Origin of the sequence: Thermococcus sp. 21S9, from assembly GCF_012027635.1 — an archaeon.
GTDB lineage: Archaea > Methanobacteriota_B > Thermococci > Thermococcales > Thermococcaceae > Thermococcus.
In genome coordinates this window covers 913,476-930,530 of the sequence record NZ_SNUS01000001.1, presented here as the reverse complement: position 1 = coordinate 930,530, position 17,055 = coordinate 913,476, and the positions used below count along the sequence as shown (strand labels likewise).

18 protein-coding genes are annotated in these 17,055 nt (G+C 55.8%); 6 read left to right on the top strand and 12 right to left on the bottom strand.

Translation table 11 applies throughout. The features are described from left to right. Positions 1 to 113 precede the first annotated feature (113 nt). Complete coding sequence (locus E3E28_RS05295) at positions 114 to 596, top strand: hypothetical protein (RefSeq protein WP_167914324.1); 483 nt, start codon at positions 114 to 116, stop codon at positions 594 to 596. Here E3E28_RS05295 and E3E28_RS05290 read toward each other — a convergent pair. Further along, positions 593 to 1,759: a GTP-binding protein gene (locus E3E28_RS05290; RefSeq protein ID WP_167914323.1), complete on the bottom strand. Its 1,167-nt coding sequence runs from the start codon at positions 1,757 to 1,759 to the stop codon at positions 593 to 595. The two genes, E3E28_RS05295 and E3E28_RS05290, sit on opposite strands and share 4 nt — an antisense overlap. Before the next feature lie 115 nt (positions 1,760 to 1,874). On the opposite strand from E3E28_RS05290, the gene E3E28_RS05285 reads away from it, so the two are divergent. The 4 genes from E3E28_RS05285 to E3E28_RS05270 all read left to right on the top strand — a co-directional run bounded on the left by E3E28_RS05285 (position 1,875) and on the right by E3E28_RS05270 (position 4,651). Then, positions 1,875 to 2,330, top strand: a complete 456-nt coding sequence (locus E3E28_RS05285) for an Lrp/AsnC family transcriptional regulator (RefSeq protein ID WP_042691471.1) — start codon at positions 1,875 to 1,877, stop codon at positions 2,328 to 2,330. 70 nt (positions 2,331 to 2,400) lie between these two features. Next, positions 2,401 to 2,901 carry a deglycase PfpI gene (gene pfpI / locus E3E28_RS05280; protein WP_167915225.1) on the top strand — a complete coding sequence of 167 codons (501 nt, stop codon included), beginning with the start codon at positions 2,401 to 2,403 and terminating at the stop codon, positions 2,899 to 2,901. 67 nt (positions 2,902 to 2,968) lie between these two features. Further along, positions 2,969 to 3,688 (top strand): hypothetical protein, encoded by a 720-nt coding sequence (locus tag E3E28_RS05275; RefSeq protein WP_167914322.1) that lies wholly within the window; start codon positions 2,969 to 2,971, stop codon positions 3,686 to 3,688. A 39-nt stretch (positions 3,689 to 3,727) separates the two neighbouring features. Beyond that, the gene (locus E3E28_RS05270) at positions 3,728 to 4,651 is read left to right on the top strand and encodes a triphosphoribosyl-dephospho-CoA synthase (protein WP_167914321.1); all 924 of its coding nucleotides are present in this window, start codon (positions 3,728 to 3,730) and stop codon (positions 4,649 to 4,651) included. Here the strand turns inward: E3E28_RS05270 and E3E28_RS05265 are convergent. Beyond that, positions 4,635 to 4,913 (bottom strand): family 4A encapsulin nanocompartment shell protein, encoded by a 279-nt coding sequence (locus tag E3E28_RS05265; protein ID WP_167915224.1) that lies wholly within the window; start codon positions 4,911 to 4,913, stop codon positions 4,635 to 4,637. The two genes, E3E28_RS05270 and E3E28_RS05265, sit on opposite strands and share 17 nt — an antisense overlap. Positions 4,914 to 4,964: 51 nt before the next feature. Continuing rightward, the gene (gene snatA, locus E3E28_RS05260) at positions 4,965 to 5,615 is read right to left on the bottom strand and encodes a neutral amino acid NAAT transporter SnatA (RefSeq protein ID WP_167914320.1); all 651 of its coding nucleotides are present in this window, start codon (positions 5,613 to 5,615) and stop codon (positions 4,965 to 4,967) included. A 115-nt stretch (positions 5,616 to 5,730) separates the two neighbouring features. On the opposite strand from snatA, the gene E3E28_RS05255 reads away from it, so the two are divergent. Continuing rightward, positions 5,731 to 6,006, top strand: a complete 276-nt coding sequence (locus tag E3E28_RS05255) for a TonB-dependent receptor (RefSeq protein ID WP_167914319.1) — start codon at positions 5,731 to 5,733, stop codon at positions 6,004 to 6,006. Here E3E28_RS05255 and E3E28_RS05250 read toward each other — a convergent pair. From E3E28_RS05250 to E3E28_RS05210, 9 genes are read right to left on the bottom strand one after another with little or no spacing between them, the layout of a single operon-like run. After that, positions 5,961 to 6,704, bottom strand: a complete 744-nt coding sequence (locus E3E28_RS05250) for a DUF2101 family protein (RefSeq protein ID WP_167914318.1) — start codon at positions 6,702 to 6,704, stop codon at positions 5,961 to 5,963. The two genes, E3E28_RS05255 and E3E28_RS05250, sit on opposite strands and share 46 nt — an antisense overlap. A 5-nt stretch (positions 6,705 to 6,709) precedes the next feature. Beyond that, positions 6,710 to 9,934 carry a DUF2341 domain-containing protein gene (locus tag E3E28_RS05245; RefSeq protein WP_167914317.1) on the bottom strand — a complete coding sequence of 1,075 codons (3,225 nt, stop codon included), beginning with the start codon at positions 9,932 to 9,934 and terminating at the stop codon, positions 6,710 to 6,712. Next, positions 9,931 to 12,072 carry a hydrolase gene (locus E3E28_RS05240; protein WP_167914316.1) on the bottom strand — a complete coding sequence of 714 codons (2,142 nt, stop codon included), beginning with the start codon at positions 12,070 to 12,072 and terminating at the stop codon, positions 9,931 to 9,933. Before E3E28_RS05240 ends, E3E28_RS05245 begins: the two co-directional genes overlap by 4 nt. Next, positions 12,069 to 13,808: a hypothetical protein gene (locus tag E3E28_RS05235; RefSeq protein WP_167914315.1), complete on the bottom strand. Its 1,740-nt coding sequence runs from the start codon at positions 13,806 to 13,808 to the stop codon at positions 12,069 to 12,071. Before E3E28_RS05235 ends, E3E28_RS05240 begins: the two co-directional genes overlap by 4 nt. Further along, the gene (locus E3E28_RS05230) at positions 13,805 to 14,275 is read right to left on the bottom strand and encodes a hypothetical protein (protein WP_167914314.1); all 471 of its coding nucleotides are present in this window, start codon (positions 14,273 to 14,275) and stop codon (positions 13,805 to 13,807) included. The genes E3E28_RS05235 and E3E28_RS05230 overlap by 4 nt, the downstream gene beginning before the upstream one ends. Continuing rightward, entirely contained in the window at positions 14,247 to 14,675 is a 429-nt protein-coding gene (locus E3E28_RS05225) for a hypothetical protein (RefSeq protein WP_167914313.1), read from the bottom strand. Before E3E28_RS05225 ends, E3E28_RS05230 begins: the two co-directional genes overlap by 29 nt. Before the next feature lies 1 nt (position 14,676). Further along, positions 14,677 to 15,291, bottom strand: a complete 615-nt coding sequence (locus tag E3E28_RS05220; protein WP_167914312.1) for a class III signal peptide-containing protein — start codon at positions 15,289 to 15,291, stop codon at positions 14,677 to 14,679. A 46-nt stretch (positions 15,292 to 15,337) separates the two neighbouring features. Further along, positions 15,338 to 15,958 (bottom strand): hypothetical protein, encoded by a 621-nt coding sequence (locus tag E3E28_RS05215; RefSeq protein ID WP_167914311.1) that lies wholly within the window; start codon positions 15,956 to 15,958, stop codon positions 15,338 to 15,340. Beyond that, positions 15,955 to 17,052, bottom strand: a complete 1,098-nt coding sequence (locus E3E28_RS05210) for a cell division protein FtsZ (RefSeq protein ID WP_167914310.1) — start codon at positions 17,050 to 17,052, stop codon at positions 15,955 to 15,957. The genes E3E28_RS05215 and E3E28_RS05210 overlap by 4 nt, the downstream gene beginning before the upstream one ends. Between the last annotated feature and the right edge of the window lie 3 nt (positions 17,053 to 17,055).

Below are 17,055 nucleotides of genomic sequence, written 5' to 3'. Positions count from 1 at the left end.
CAGCACTGTATATTGTTGCCAAAAAGTTATAAACCTATCGTTAAAAACTATTGAGTGAACTGTTTGGGAAAATTAGGAAAGTCGAATTGAAACAAAGCGTTATGGTGTTGACCATGAAGACCGTGAAGGTTATGCGCCCAATATTCCAGCCTGAGATGGAATCAAACTTCATTCTCTACCCGTACAGGATATATCACCTACGACTCCACTACAAGAGGCTCGGCATGAAGGACAGGGTCTTCGACTACTTCGCCTACGTTGACCTCTACCGGTTCGGCGCGGAGAGGGGAGACAGGTTCATAGAACTCCAGGAGTGGGAGGTTGACGAAAAGGCCGTTATGAACCCGCTCGTCGACGAGGAAGAGGCCAGAATGAAGGCCTTTGAGAGCGCCATAACCTGGGGAAACTCGCGCGTAATCTCGTGGTGGCTCCCGAGGATTGAGGTCGTCAGGGAAGAGCTCGCCTACAAGGTCTTCTGGATTTTCGAAAGGGACGGCGAGAGGCTAATTCTCGACAGCCTCGATGGAAAGGAATACAGCCTCGACGTACTGACCGGGAAGGGAAGAAGAACCTGCAAGGGGCCGTTCTGCCGTTAACGGGCGTGAATCTCCACTATGTCGCCGTCCTCGAGCACGTGGTCGGCACCGACTCTCTGACCGGGGAACTTGACGCTCTTGCCCCAGACCCTCGCATAGCGGAAGTTCTTGGCGAAGTCCTTGTGAATTCTCTCGGCCAGGTCCATAACGGTGGAGCCTTTCTTGAGGGCAACCGGTGGATAGGCCGGCTCCTCGCCGGGACTCTTGGTGAAAACGCGAATGATTCCGGCCAAATCGTAGAGCTCGTCCTTCAGCTTGTCGAGGTTTATGCCCTTCTTTGCCGATATAGGGATTATCTTGAAGCGGTCGCCGTAGGCCTTGACGAGTTTCTCGTAGTTCTCCTTGCTCCCGGGGGCGTCGCCCTTGTTTGCTATGATTATCGCCCTCCTCCAGACGAGGCTCTCGTCTATGGCATCGGCGAACTCTTCGAGCGTTACGGGCTCCTTGACAGTTATCTCAGCCGAGTGTATGCGCTCCTCGCGGAGCATCTTCATGACCTCCTGAATATCGCCCTTTATGTTCTCCTGGCCGTTGATGACGATTCCGCCCATCGCGGTTCTCTTGATTTCGACCCTCGGCTTCCTCTTGTTGACCTTTATTCCGGCCCTCTCAAACTCCCGGAGAAGGGTTTCCATCTGCTTGACCGGGTCCTGGGAGAGGTCAACGACTATCGCTATGGCATCGGCGTTCCTTATGACGCTAAGGAGCTGTGGGCCCATTCCTTTACCCAAAGCGGCACCCTCAACGAGGCCGGGAACCTCAACGAGCTGGATTTGAACGTCCTTGTGGTGCATCATTCCCGGAATCGGCTGAACGGTTGTGAAGGCGTAATCTGCAACGTCCGCATCGACGTTTGTTAGAGCTTTGAGGAGGGAGCTCTTGCCGACGTTGGGAAGACCGGCCAAAACTATCTGCGCCGCGCCCTCTTTCCTGACGGCCATCGAGGGCCCGCCACCGCCTTTCCTCATCTGCCTCTGCTTCTCCAGTTCCTTCCTGAGCTCCGCTAACTTGCGCTTTATCTGGAGGCGGAGCTTTTCGGTTCCCTTGTGCTTCGGAACCGTCGCGTACATCTTTTCAAGGGCTCGAATCTTCTCGGGAATTGTCTTTGCGTTCCTGTATTCCTCCTCCGCGGCAAGGTACTCCGCTGTTACGTTCGTTGGCATTCCTGCTCACCCCCGGCCCGGAACTAAAAGACGAACGGCGTTTTATAAACGTATGGTTATCGAGAATCGGCAAATTTATAAGGATTGCCGAAAATTTTCCATGACGGTGGTGAGAATGACGAGGAGCGGTCTGGATGAGGTTGATAGAAAAATACTCACGATACTCCAGCGGAACAGCAGAACGCCCCTTCGTGAGATTTCTAAGGAAGTTGGACTGGCGGAATCAACCATATACGAACGCATAAAGAAGCTGAAGGATAGGGGAATAATAAAGAAGTTCACGGTCATTCTCGACCCGGACTCACTGGGCTTCAAGATTCTCGCCTTCATTCTCATAAAGGCCCGCGCCGGGATGTACGGTCACGTCGCGGACGAGCTCAAGAAGTACCCCCAGATATGCGAGGTCTACGAGACGACCGGGGACTACGACATGCTCGTCAAAATCAGAACGAGGAGCAGTGAGGAGCTCAACGAGTTCCTCGACAAGATTGGAGAGGTCGACGGGGTAGAATCAACCCACACGATGGTCGTCCTCAAGACCCACAAGGAAACCACCGAGCTCCCGCTCTAACCATTTTTGTCCAGTTAGGGTTATAAGCGGTCACCCATATATTCTTCTGAACGTTAAGGGGGTGATTGAAGTGAAGGTTCTGTTCCTCAGCGCCAACGATTTTGAGGACGTTGAGCTGATTTACCCGCTCCACAGGCTCAAGGAGGAGGGCCACGAGGTCTACATAGCGAGCTTCGAGCGCGGAAAGATTACCGGAAAACACGGCTACACCGTTGAGGTTCAGCTGGCCTTTGACGAGGTTGACCCCGATGAATTCGACGCCCTCGTCCTTCCGGGCGGAAAGGCGCCTGAGAGGGTGAGGCTCAACGAGAAGGCCGTGGCGATAACGAAGAAGATGTTCGAGGACGGAAAGCCGGTCGCGAGCATCTGCCACGGGCCACAGATACTAATCTCGGCAAAGGTCCTCAAGGGCAGGAAGGGAACGAGCACGATAACCATAAGGGATGACGTCATCAACGCCGGTGCCGAGTGGGTGAACGAGCCGGTTGTCGTCGACGGCAACTGGGTCAGCTCAAGGCACCCCGGGGATTTGTACGCCTGGATGAGGGAGTTCGTCAAACTGCTCCGCTGAACCCTTCTTTCCCCGTTTTTGCGTAAAGCTTATACGGAAATATGAGATTATTCTCATGGGTGAGTCCATGAGAAAGGGTGGCATTCACGGCCTCGCGCTCGGCATTTTCCTGCTCGTCCTTCTGGTTGCAGGTACTGTGACGGTGCTGGCCGTGAGCGGAAAGATAGCGATAAACGGCTCAGAACCCAAGAAGACGGCCGGCAGGGTGGTAACTATCGATACTCTCAACTCCTCTATCTCGAGCCTGAAGGTCGTAAACGTCAACGGCGACGTCTCGATTGTCCCGGCCAACGTGAGCGGAGCTGTCGTCAGGAGCAACCTCCCCGTCAGGGCGAGCCTTCAAAACGACGTCCTAACCGTCTACTGCCCCTCAAAGCACGGCTATTTCGGTGGCGGAACCCTCTGCGACGATTACAGGAACGGAACGGTAATCGTCGAGGTTCCTGAGAAGCTCGATTACGTGAAGGTTGAGAACGTCGTTGGGACCGTTTACGTTGGCGTGAACGCGACGAACGTGGAGCTCTCCAACATCGTTGGGACGGTTAAGGGGCGCGCGTGGGCGGACTACAGCGTTTCGAACATCGTGGGAAACGTCTACATCAACGCGAGGGATAGTGTCACCGTCAGCGACGTGGTTGGAAACGTGGTCGTTGCGGTCCCATCGGGGAAGGGCGCGGTGCTCAAGGCGAGGAACGTTATGGGCAACGTCATCAACGACGCCACCGGAAACGGGTCGGTTGAGGTCTCCGTGAACGACGTGGTGGGAAACGTCGAGGTCGGGGGCTGACTTTTTAAGGTCCCCCTCCCTTCTTCCAGTGGTGGAAGAATGAACCGGTGGGAACTCATCAGGGCTTTTCTCACAGGCCCACTCGTGGAGGCGACCGTCCCAAAACCAGGGAACGTGAGCAGGAGAAGGGACTTCGAGGATTTGAGCATCTACAACTTTCTCGTTGCGTATCCTGCCTTGACAGGGGTCTACCATGAAGCCATAAAGAGGGCCGAGTCAATCCGCTCCGGCCTTCTCAGGCCGAACGAGGCTGGAATAGGAGAGCTCATAAGGCGGAGCGTTGAGGCGAGCAAAAGGGTACAAGATGCCAACCCGAACTTTGGGGTGATAGTCCTCTCGATTCCGCTCCTGATGGGGCTCTCTATGACGAGGAAGATACGCGAGGGTGGCGAGAAGGCGAAGCTACTCCTCGAGGAGTCAACGGTGAGGGACACGATGGAGCTCTACCGGGCGATAAGAATCGCGAACCCCAAGGGGCTCCCGAGTGGAGTAAAGTACGACGTCTACTCGGAGAAGGCCTTCGAGGAGCTCTTCAGGGACAGGATAAACCTCTCGGGGATTGCCGAGATTAGCAGGGGCAGGGAGCTCGTTTTCCGCGAGTGGATTGAGGGTTACCGGCTCACCTACGAGACCTTCGAGAGGCTCGCAGAAAGAATCCCCGGCCCACTGGAGGAGACCGTCGTTGGGGTGTTCATCGAGCTCCTCGCGGAAAACCTTGACACGCTAATCCTGCGCAAGGCCGGAAGGGACGAGGCAGAGCTCGTCAGGGAAAAGGCGAGAGACGTCGTGGAGGGAAAGCTGAGCCTTGAGGAGTTCGACGCGTTCATGCGCGAGAAGGGTGACTTAAGGAACCCGGGCAGTCTGGCGGACGTTATGGCAGTCTCGCTGGGCCTGCTGTTTCTGGCCGGAGTAAGGGTCGAAATGAGAAACGGAAGGGCCTGGCTGGTCACTTCACGACGGTGAAACGCTTGGCAGAGGGAGCGTAGCCGAGGGCCTTGCTGTCTATTACCACCGCGTCCTTACCGAGTTCGTCGACTATCCTCACAGGCAGACCAGAGAGCTCAAGAACCTCCTCGTCGCCACCGAACTCCTCGTTCACCTGGGCCTTTATGAACTCGTAGGCTTCACCGCCGACGAGAACCACATCGGGCTCGAAGCCCTCAAGCTTCAGCTCGTTCGCCTTCTCCTCAACGGCGCTCAGAATCCTTATCAGGTCTCCGCGCATTTTCAACACCGGTAAAGGTTCAACCCGGACGATTTAAGGGTTTTGGAAAAATCAGAGGCCAAAGGCCCCCTTAATGCCGTTTATAATCATCTGAACTGCCATCGACGTCAGAATTAGACCCATCATTCTCGTCATGACCTTTATGCCGACCCTTCCGAGGCGGGCCTTAATCACGTTCGCCGAGCAGAGGACGAGCCAGACGGTAACGCCGATGAGAACTATCGTGAGCAGGACAACCGCCCTCTCGGCGACGCTCCCCGCCTTCGCCATGTAGAGCATCACTGTCGTTATGGCACCGGGCCCGGAAATCAGTGGAATCGCGAGGGGTATTATGGCGACTTCTTCAAGAGTAACCACCTCATCATCAAACTCCTCCGTCTCCTCCCTGCTTATCTTGACCGACGAGAGTCTGCCCGAGAGCATGTCCATCGCCATCCTGAAGAGGAGGATTCCACCGGCTATCGCGAAAGCGTCAACGCTCGAGCCGAAGAACCGAAAAATCCACTGGCCGATGAGGGCAAAGACGACGAGCGTTATCACGACCGTTAGGGCTGTTTTCGTCGCTATCTCGCGTCTCTCGCGGAGGCTGAGGTCGTGGGTAACGCTAAGAAACACTGGGACAGCTCCAACCGGGTTTGTTATCGCAAACAGGCCACCGTAGAGAATCAGGAGGTACTTGAAGAGTTCGAGAAGGTCTATCATGGCACCACCACCCGAGCACGAGTACCTGCCTTTAAAAACTTAGGGGTTGTTACGAGCTAAAGTTGCATTAAGAAAAACTTTTTAAGGTTTTAGCATTACCTCCATTGGTGATAGCGTGGGGCACACGGTTTACTACCGAACCAGGGTCGACAAGTGGGAAAGGTTCCGGGATTTCGTTGAGAGGGTTGCAGAAGGAATAGGTTACCACGTGCAGACCACGAAGGAGTCCCTGACAATCGACCCCGGGCACCCCCTTGTGGAACCGCTGGTCGTGGAGAAAAGTGGGGAGGGATTCGCCAAGACCAACCTGGTGGAACCCCACCATTCCATTTATCTGCTCGTCCTTCACTCCGTTGCGTTCTTCGGCTCGGTGGAGCTCTGGGAGGACTGAGAGAGGTAAACCTCTATTATCCTCACGGGCTTGGCGCTCCGGAAAGCCCTGTCCTCCACGAGAACCTTAACGACCCTTCCGGGCTCGGCGTCGGGAACCGCCGGAAGCCAGTAAAGGCCGGGCTTGACATTGGCGGAGAGGTCATCGTGTACGAAGACCCTGACGAGGTCGCCTTTGAGTTCCTCGACGACGCCGTACGTGTAGTCTCTGCCGAAGGTTCTCTTGAAGTACCAGCGGAAGAGCAGGACGAGGACGGCTATCCCCATCACGTAGGCGTAAACGTAGAGAACTCCGCCGGCGTATAGCCTGACGAGGGAGTAGCCAAAGAACGCAAGGAAAGAGAGTGCCGAGATTACTGTGTAGAAGACCCGATAGGGTTTTTCCTCGAGGAGAAAGTGACCGTAGCGGTTGAAAAGGTAGCGGAGGTACAGGAAGTAGGGAACCGCCAGGACGAGCACCCACAGGGGGCTACTCACCAGGAACACCACCACAAAGTTCAGGGCCAGGTAGAGCAGGAAGCAGAGCTGGAGGTGAAGGCTGAAGAGCTCGTGGAGCGTGACCCTGGATTTAACGAGCCTCCGCGTGAAGCCAAAACGAGGCGGGTTCTCAGCAGGTTCAGGGAAAATGAAAGACCTGAAGGCGGAGGCGATGCGCTCTACCCCCTCACCGATTGAGTAAAGGAACTCGTCCACTGCCATTTACATCACCCTGAGCCTATTGGAACGAGCAGGTCGTTGGCGTACGGGCCGAATATGAGGCTTGCTGTGGTCGGGGTAAGGTAAAAGTTCTGGTCCAGGACGGGAGTCGTTGATATTCCGCCAGTGGCTGATATTCCAAGGACCTGCATGGCGCTGGGGTCGTCGCCGGGGTAATCGGCGTAGTCGAGGTAGATGTAGTCCACGGCAGGTTGCTCGCGAACGAGGAAGTTCAGGTTTGCAGGGAGGTTCTTGGGGAGTATGAAACTCACCAGGCCGATGGGGTACTTAACGCTTCCGTAAACGGCCTTCTGCATGGCCTGGGCAAGGGCGACGTAATGGGCCCTGTGAACAGAGCTTCCGCCCTCAAGGCGCTCAAAGAAAGACGGTGCCCCGGCAACGCCGAAGTACCTGTCGTCGAGGATGCAACTTATGAAGGGCTGAATGTCGAAGACCCTTGCACTCACGTAGTTGCCCGCGGGTGGCCTCTGCTGGGGAGCCCCAAGCACAGGAGAGAGCACACTGTACGGATACGGTGCCCAGAAGACCCAGGAAAAGTGGGCGGAGTTTCCTGCGCTGTTGTTCACGGTCAGGTAAACGCTAATGTTGCCGGCAACTGAAACGTTGACTATTGAGTTCGAGTTCTGGGACACTGCGGAGTTGGGCTCGTGGGTGTAGTTGAGGAACAGGTTGGTGTACGGAACCACATCGACCTCGTAGCGGTTGGGAACGTCAATCGGCCAGGTTCCTGCCGGATAACTCGCGAGGGTTGTGTTCCAGTCCTGGAGTATGAAGAGCCTTCCGGAGGTGGTCCAGTTGTCGACGAGCTGGAAAGAGGTGGACTTCTCGGTGTACACCCTGCTAACGTTCTCGTCAAGGGCACTGAGGTCGAGGTACTTCCTCACGTAGACGAAGTCGTACTCAGTGGGGCCACCGTAGAACTGTCCAAGGCCTATGGCGGTGTTGCTGTAGGGGTAGAAGGTCGAGTAGTAGCTGACGCTCACTGTATCGCCACCCCAGGTTCCAGTGAACGGACCCGTCTGGTTCTGGTAGGTCTCGAAGTACACTCCACCCGTTGATGTCCAGTCGATGGCAATCTCAAGGTGGGTCCAGGCGTTGTACAGGTACTCACCACCGGTTCCGTAATAGGACAGCTCGTCACCCTGGTCGAAGTCAAAGGTGTAGAGGTGTCCATAGTAGCCGTTGTAGAAGCTGGAGTAATAGATATGCTCAATCAATCCGATGTCGGTGCTCGTGATGTACCACCCGAGGAAAGGCTCCCCGTTTAGCTTAACACCCATTCCCACGACGTAGGTGTAATAGGGGAACCTCTTCTGCGTCCACAGCCACACCTCAGGATAGTACCAGCTCGAGTCCCCGCTGACATCAAGGACCCCGTTTCCGGAGGTCAGATAATCTGTGTCGCCCCCGACGTTCCAACCGTGGCTCTCCAGCAGGCTCGCTATGGTCGAGCCGGGCAGTCCAGCCGTCAGATATGAGAAGTCGTCGAAGAACTCGAAGACCTGACTTCCGTTGCCCTGGGTTAGGGGAAGGTCATCGCCGAAGCGGATGTAAACGTTACCTGGGACGCTCGTCCTCACCCATATGAGGGCGCCATTGTTGTTCCAGTACTCAATCCAGAAGGGCAGGGCGGTCGTTAGGCTTGGGTCGGAGTAAACCTCAATCCTTGCCTCGTTGCCGGAGTGGGGAATCAGCGAAGCCCAGGTTGAGTTGAGGTACACAGGCACCTGGACGTCGGAAACGCTCGATGGGTAATCAAGGGACACGTTGAGGACGTTAGCGGGAATCCGGGCCGAGACGTTCAGGGAGACACCTCCCCCGAAGTCTGCGTTGGCTGATGCTGAGGCGTTGTAGCGGATGAAGACAGGGGAAGTAGTGTTGAAGAGGAAGAGAGACTGGCCGGGGGAAAGGGTAACGTTCTCAACGTAGTTGTTGCCAAAGACGTTGTTGAGGTATCCCCTGCTCAGGGGAGCGCCGGTGTCGGAGGAGTAGTAGATTGAATAAGATGTTCCGGTGACGTTGAGCCAAATCAAGACCTCGTTCGAGTCCCATTTTTCAATCCAGTAGCGGGCGGGAACACAGCTTGAGGTGTATATCCTCAAATCGGCGTAGGAGCCGTTGTGCCGTATCTGGGAAAACGGAACCGTAGCAGGGTTGAACTTCAGCAGGACTACCTGACCATCGGAGACGCCTGACAGGGTGAAATCGGTCTTCATGGCATAGTTGTCGTCACACCATGTAGTGCCCGCTCCAACGGTTCCGGAGAAGACCATAACACCCATGTTGCCATCCTTAAGAACATCCGACGGAGACACGAGTGAGCCGTTTACGCGGGTATCAAAGACGAAGGCCGAGCTTGGGGTGGTCGTGGGCTGGTCCTTGAGAACATAAGCAAGGGCGCCGTCTCCCGGATATGTGTCGCCGTAGTAGATTTTATCTGAGGCTATCGTGGGCGCGAAGGGTGCGGCGAACTTGAGGGGCATCGTCTCCGGGTCACCGTACCCCGTGAGGAGGTAGTAGGGAGGGGTTATGTTTGGGTACGCGAACTGGCAGGGGTTTATGACCCTGGAGAGCCTGCCCCTGGTGAGGTACGAAACAAGGGGGTCCTCAAGGTTAGTGATTGGCACGACGACGTAGAGCGAGCCAGTTGGGGGAATGCTCGAGTTGTAGACTATCTTGCCAGAGGAGTCCTCGATGACGATGTGGGGAATAGTGACGTTCGCAACTATGTGGAAGGAGTCAAGGGGGGCGATTGTCAGGTTTATGCTGTCCAGCACCTGGGATGGGGGAGTGACCATCCTGTACCCCATCGTGGCGAGGTAGTCCCTCATGTTGTTCAGCCAGTCGAGTAGAGTGGCGTTTCCCATGAACTGCCTCTCCCGGGACGCCCAGTCCGCGCCGGCCGAGGTTATCTGGGGATACGCCCCGTACTTGACGAGGTCCTCGAGGGCGAGCTGGGCGTTGTCAAGGGGTTGCACGGAGGTCACGAAGGCTATGCTGAGGACGAGGGCCCTCTTAATCGAGAGCCTCATGACGTTCTGGAGGTCGAGTTGAAGGTACGATACAACGTCCTGCGTCGTTTTCAAACGGGTCGCCTGTGATTGAGCCTGAAGAACGTATGAGGTAACGTTGCTGTAGGTGGCGAGAAGCAGGAGTAAGGGTATGAGAAGAACGAGAACGGTTGAGTTTATTATGAAGCCTCGCCTCTTCATCCACCAACCCTCCACACCCTAAGGGTAACGGTTATCGGAGAGATAGACCTCGGAACGCCGGGAAGGGAGACGTAGTTTATCATCGTGTCGCCGAGGTCAACGAGCACAGGCTTGGTACAGCCGTCTCCGCCGAGGTTGTTGAACAGCCTCAGTATGGCGTCGTCAACCGCGTATTCATCGGGTTTGAGGTCACAGGCAGTCAGGTTCATGTACTCCCCGCTCTCTATCGCCGTTGAATCGCCAACTATTATGGAGCCGTACCTCACCACACCGCTCACGTTGTAGGCGTATGTCAGGTTGTAAGCCTTGACGTTGGGATAGCCCTGCATCAGGTAGGGCTTAACGTTTCCGTAGGGAGCGTATGCATTGAGCAGGTACACCACTGAGGCAAGTGCGTGCTCGGGCGAGACGTAGTAACAGCTACCAAACTGAAGGTGAAGCGCGTTGTGACCGCCGTGGAGGGCGTTCTCGACGGGATTGCCGAGGTAGTCCCTTGTTACGGTCGTGTACCCCCAGCGGGCGAAGGCGTTGATGAAGGTGTTGTAAACCGGAGCATCGTAGAGCTTGACCCAGGTGTTGGTCGTCGCGTTCATCAGGATTGAGACCTTCTGCTCACAGGGCGAGTTGGAACCAACTATGTGGAGCCAGGGGAGCTGGAAGGTAGTATACAGCGGGGTCGCGTAGTCGGGGATGTTCCAGTCCCACTGAACGTCGCCGTAGAAGCCAGTGTTGTAGTACTCGGTGGTGGGGTCAACGGTGTAGTCGTTTATGAGCTGGGTAACGTCAACTGAGTAAAGACTCATTGCGGTGAAGGGGATGTAGTCGGCGTAGACGTAGGAGTTCCTTCCGTCGATGTGGAGCTCACCCGTGCCGTCCCAGGTGACGTTGAAGAGTATCGTGAAGTAAGTCCCGGAGAGGTCCGAGTAGTTGAAGCCCATTCCCTCCACAACCGATGCCAGGGTACTGTTGTCGGCGACGAAGTAACCACCCTCGTCAATCAGCGGGAAGCTCCTCGAGTCAACGCCGTAGACGCGAATACTTGCAGTCACGGACTTTATGTTCTCACCGGCCAGCTTTATGGAGAGGTCCGTTAGGTTTCCGGGCACGAAAACGTACTTCTCAATGTAGACCGAATCGTACGTCTTGACGTCTGCGAAGTAATAGTAGTGGGGATACTTGAAGGTGGACGCCTGCGAGGTAGAGTAAGTTATTATGATGTGCTGGGCACCGTCCTCACCGGCCACCTGGTAGTCCTTGGAAACAACCACAGTGAAGTTGGAGTCACTCCCGTTGTCAACGGCATCCTGAACGAGGGTGGCCAATGCAGGACACGAGGAGGAGGTTATCTCGTATCCGTAATCAACGAGCCCGTACCTCGGGAGACAGCTGTCGAGGGAGTAACCGTTGAGGGAAACGTCGTAGTAGGAGTATGTGTAAGCGGGCTCAAGGTACCATGTAACGTTCAGCACAGTCGAGTTAACGGGGAACTGACTTGTTGGGATGATGTACGTTATCTCGATGTCCCTGCTTCCGTGCTTCGTGGCGATGTAGTCACCCTGGTAAACGTAGCTTGTGACTTTCTCCCTCAGCTTGCTCAGGAAAGCCCTCGCAACGTAACCCCTCGGAGTCTGGTTGTAGGAGTAACCGCTGAGCACGAGGGTCGCGGCAGAGACGTCCCTCGCAAGGGTGTAGTTGTAGGTTCCCTTGCTCATGAAAGCGTCCGTCCAGTTGTTTATCAGGAGCTCGTAGTTGTAGCCCTTGAGTGTAGAATTCAGGATGTAGCCGAGGATTATTGAAGCCTTCTCCCGGTAGTTCTGGGAGGGGTAAAGCGGGCTGACCGCCCAGTACGTGGCGGCTATCTCAAGGGGGCTCATATCCGGGGACACGAGGGTCAGGTTGATTACAGGGTCCGGTCCGTTCTCCCACTTCTGAACGACGTCCGCAGGAACGAGCTGACTCAGCGGGACGGTACGGAGGAGTTTGAGCATGGCGTTCGCGTCCCCAAGCTCTCCCATCCGCATCTTCGTCTTGTAAACGGACTGGACCTGGCTCTCGGCTGTGGTGATGGCGGTTATCATAATGAGGACAAGGAATAGAGCGAGGACTGCATCAAGGGTAAAAACAAAACCTCGCCTCATGGCTCATCCCACACCCAGAGTTTTACAAGCAGGGGCTCGTACATCGGTGTCATAAGAACCCCTATGTCACCCTCGTCAACGAGCGTTACCGGCCCGGTGAACCCATTGGAGTACATGTAGAGCAGAACGGGCCTGCCAAAGCCCGCCGGTCCGCTGAAGATTACGCTCCAGGGAATCGTCACGGAGGTGTTGGAACCCCTGAAAGTTGCAACGGTACTGAGGCCGGTACCGCTATCCTCCCAGACTTCCGCGTTGACCGACCCGTTAACCGAGGTCTTCCATATGCCGATTGCCTTGAGGGTTCCCCCATCGACTGCTATAAGAAGGACGTAACCCGTCTCGGCAGGAACATCAACGCGGAGCATGGCGTAGTCCGGCACATCGTAACGCAGAACGCCCGCGAGTACAATGCCCGAGTCGTTGCCGACAATCGTTATGGTGCTGTTGTACCTAAACAGGCTCATCACAGTGTTCCTCTCTGAGTAAGAGACCCACGTCGCGTTGGTTCTGGCCTCCAAAACGCTTGAGACGTTGGAGGGGTTAACGAGGAACGACGCGTTCGTGTAGGCCACCCTGTTCCACGCCTCGCTCGCGTTTAGCTCCTGGGGGTAGGTGTAGTTACCGAGGAGGGACGACACCGCGAGTGGCTGGCCGGTTCCAAAGCTCAAACATTCCGGAGGGGCAGGTGGGACCCAATCTGGAGACAGCGGGTACCCGTTGACCCTGAGGACTCCCGCAGGAAGGACGATTCCAGGTGGAACACCCTGAATGCGCTTCCATCCGGTTGAGGTCTTCTCGTACCACACATCGGTCTCGTTGGAGGCGTACCACACCCCGTTAACGCGAACGTAAACGTTTCCAGGCGTATAACCCGCGATTCCAACGTTTATCGTGGCCGATGCACCGGCCATGTCTATAACGTACGGGTTGGTAGTGTCCCCGTAGATAATGAGGTCCTTCGCGATGTTGATTGAGCGCGAACCGATACCGCGGACTATGAGGGCGCCCTGGACGTAGGTGTTGCCGGCTACGTAAACGGTACCCGCACCGATTATCTCCCAGTCTCCGCCTATCGCGAGGTACGGGTACGACTGGTAAGGTGGATAATCACCGACGTCAACGGTTATTGAACCCCTGGTGTCAACGCCTATCGAGCCCACTATACAGAGGTTGGAGTCCGCCACTATACGGGCGGAACCCCTGACGTCAAGTGGCTCACAGGGCAGTATCGTGGGGTCTGGAAACGTCAGGGTAACGCTTCCCCTGATTGCGCAGGTTCCGTTGTAAACCACGAAACCAGGGGGGACGGTTCCACCGCTCGCGTTCGGGTTCCACGTGAAGTTCGCCTTGAACGTCCACCTGCCGAGGTAGAAGTCGAGCAGGAACGGGTGACCCAAGCTGAGGTTCAGGAGGGCACTTTGAACGCGAGAATCGTTGTTCTTGAGCAGGTCAAAGAAGGTAACGGCCTTGTTGTAGTCAACGTACTGACCAGATGACGCCCTCAGCCCGGGAACCACGAGGGCAGAGACGTTCTCGTTCCAGTTCGGAGGAGTTCCAGGGCTCTGAAGGAGGACATCGAGCATAGTATCGGGAATGCTCGTCCTATCATACCAGCCGAGAAGGTTCGTTATGCCCGCTTTCAGGTTGTCGGAGGTAGCACTAACCGCGCCGAGCATGAAGATTACCATAACCACCGCAAGGAGGGCGTCAAAACTCAGGAGTTGACCGCGCCTCATCTCACCACCACCGTAATGTTAACCGGTTTCTCGCCGTAGTACAGGTTCTCGCCGACCAGCTTGAAGCCCGAGATACGCGAAAGCCTGAGCTTAAGGTAAAGCGTCACGTTCCCCCCAAAGGCGTTGGGAAAGGCTCCCCCGGGATACTCGAAGACGAGTGTTGCGTTAACGGAGGAGTTCGTTTCCACGGACAGGCCAACGAAGCGACAGCCGAGCGGGGTGTAGTTCCACAGCTCAACGAGGTTGTTGAGGGGCGCGTGAAGGGAGTCGTTGACCACGACGCCGGTGTTGAGGTACGAGCAGACGTCCGAACCGGCGGTTCTAAAGGCATCCGAGAGCGAGACAGCTTGATTCGAGTACACGACGGAGGGGAGAATGTAGACTATCCCGGTCAGGATTATCGCAGTTATGAACAGCAACTCGATTGCGGTCTGACCCCTACGTTTCGACGACGACTTCCACACCATCGGGCGACCTCCTTGATGAAACCTTAAACACGGGAGCGGACTGGGTCAACAGTACCGAGCTGGTAGTCCCTGGAGGCACTTGGAGCTTTTCCACTACAACGTACTCCCTACCGCCGATTTGGGCGCGAACCCGCAGATAACCGTCGGCCGTGAGGGTTACGTTAATCCAGTCCCCGGGCCCGAGTTCCACAGGAGCCTCCTTGACAACGGTCATCCCGGGGGATGAGTACAGCCTCGCCACCGTTCCCCTCAGGTCTATGGCGAAGGCCTTCAGCTGGGCCGACGTGCCGAGAACCTCCGTCTCGGTCTTCTCGCTCAGGGCAACGTTCATCACGCTCAGCATTGTTATTGATATTATGGCGACTGCAAAGAGCAGGTCAAGGCTTATCTGTCCCCTCATCTCAGGCACCCGGCTTTATGTTTATGTACAGGGTCTCGGAGGTGCTGTTGTACACCATCAAAACCGGCTTCGCGGGGTTCCACTCAACGACGACCTTCATGGTACCCGGAACGTCTGCGGGGTTGAGGGCAACGACGAAACCCGTCGGCGAGGTAGCGTTGTAGAGGAAGTACGTCTGAACCCAAACTCCCGTTCTGTTGGAGCCGGTAAGCACAGGGCCAACAGTTGAGTTTGCAACAGCGACGGCGACCACGGAGTTCTCAGCACCGGCAGGGAAGAGCGGGTCGTTAGTTCCAAGGAAGAGCAACTGCACCTGGGGGGAGGTTACGTTGAAGGCACTCGTTATGTACTTGGAGTTGCGGAGCAGGTTGAAGTGCGCGTAAACCGTAACCTTTGAGCCGGGACCCTGGGCGTAGACCTGGTCGATTGCCCCGGCTATGACGTTCGCAACGCTCTTCTCCTCGAGGGCCATCTGGATGGCCAGGGTCCCGGAGGAGGGCGAGTTCGAGTCGAAACCAACGTTTTTGACGGAGTAGAGTAGCATAATCAGCATTATTGAGAACACCAGCATGAATTCAAGTGAAATCTGACCGCGCCTTTTAAAGACTAACCCCATCTCACTCCCTCCGTAAAGTTTATACGAATAAAAACCTATTTAACGGTTACTCCCCAGATTTGCCTTCAACTACCGCAAATATGCCTGAAGGCGTTCTTTTTGTTTCTACGCCAAAATAACCCCCCGTGAAGAGTTTAAACTTGTACTTCTCGGGAGTGAGCCCGTGTTTTGTGACGATTGCCCGGAGTTCGTCTATGAAGAACTGGGTGAGTTCGTAGTAGAGAAGGTCGAGCGAACTCTTCACCCTGTCCCTTACGGCGACCGCCAGGGGAAGAAGGGCGAGACCGAGCAGGATGAAAGGGGTTCCAGTCAGAACCGTCGCAAGGCCAGTCAGCCCAACAATACCTCCGAGAACCGCGTAGGTAATCTTTTCAAGCCTCTTCAGCCTCTTTCCGAGCTTAACCTTCTCCTCCCAGATGTCGAGCAGGGCAGGGTTGTAAAAGTCAAAGGCCGTATGACGCTTTCCTTTGGCCATCCTCTCCCTTATCAGCGCGTCCCAGTCGTCGGTGTAGTAAATAACCTCGCCGTGGAGCTTTGCCCTCTCGGCGTCGAGGGATGAGATAATTCTGATTATGTCCTCCGCACTTTCGTGGGCGATGTGGGAATAAACCGACTTCTCGTCGAGTTCGAGCGCGACTTCCACCGAGTCCTTGATGTTCTCCATCACTCCTCACCCTCGGGAACCGGGTAGATGTCGTCGAAGTCCGGCAAACCGCTGAGGAGCTCGCTCTTCTTCGTTTCAGCCTCTTTTTTGGCCTCCATGAAGGACCTGGCGTACTGCTTGGCGGTTTTAACGATTTCCTCGATGCTTTTGCTCTCGTAGATTCCGCTGAGGAGCGTCACAACCTCAACTTCCCTCTCGCGCGGGTCCGGGTAGAAACCGCGGAAAATCTGCTTGCCCCTGATTTTGCTCGTGAGGTAATCGAGGGCCTCGAAGATGTCTCCAGCCTTGAGAACCTCCGGCGGGCCGTGTATGGCAACGAGACCGTAGAGGGCGGACTCAATGTTGGCATCCAAATACAGTCCCTCGCTCTCGAAGGACTTGATGATTAGCCTCGACAGGCTCTTCACCTTGCTCGCGTCAGCCTTGGCGTAGCCAACCGTTGCAAAGCTTCCAAAGGCCTTGAGGACGAACTTGAGGTCGCTCGCGTCAAGGGTCTGCTCGCCGGGGACGTCGACTAAGGCAAGAAGCGAGGCTATCCTCTCAACTATCGTGTAGTTAATCCTCTCGTAGGCCCGGCTTATGTCGTCGTTGCCCTCCTTCAGCTTGTTGTTGTCTATAGCGATTATCGAGTCCGCAATCTTGGAGAGCTTGTCTATCGTTATCGCCGCGTTGATTGTGGGCCTTATCCCCTCTTCCCTGAGCGGGAGCGCGCCGATGGCAACGACGAGCGAGTCCGGGTACTCCTCCTTGAGGGCCTCAGCAAGGACGGGCGTTCCGCCGGCGCCGGTTCCACCGCCGAAGCCGAAGGTTAGAAAGAAGATGTCAACGTCCTCGTAGCCGACTATGGAGTTTATCTTGCGCATCACGAGCGGTAGGTCGCGCTTCATGGCTTCCCTGCCCAGTATTGGGTTCGCGTTGACGCCCTTGCCCCCGGTTATGCTCTCACCTATCAGGATTCTCCTGTCCTGGGGGACGTGCTTTAGGTAGTCGAGGTCACCACGGGAGGTGTTTATTGCAAGGGTTTCGAAGTCAACCAGCGCGAACAGGTCGGCTATCTTCGTCCCGCACTGGCCGATTCCGATTATCAGGGCCCTCAAGGG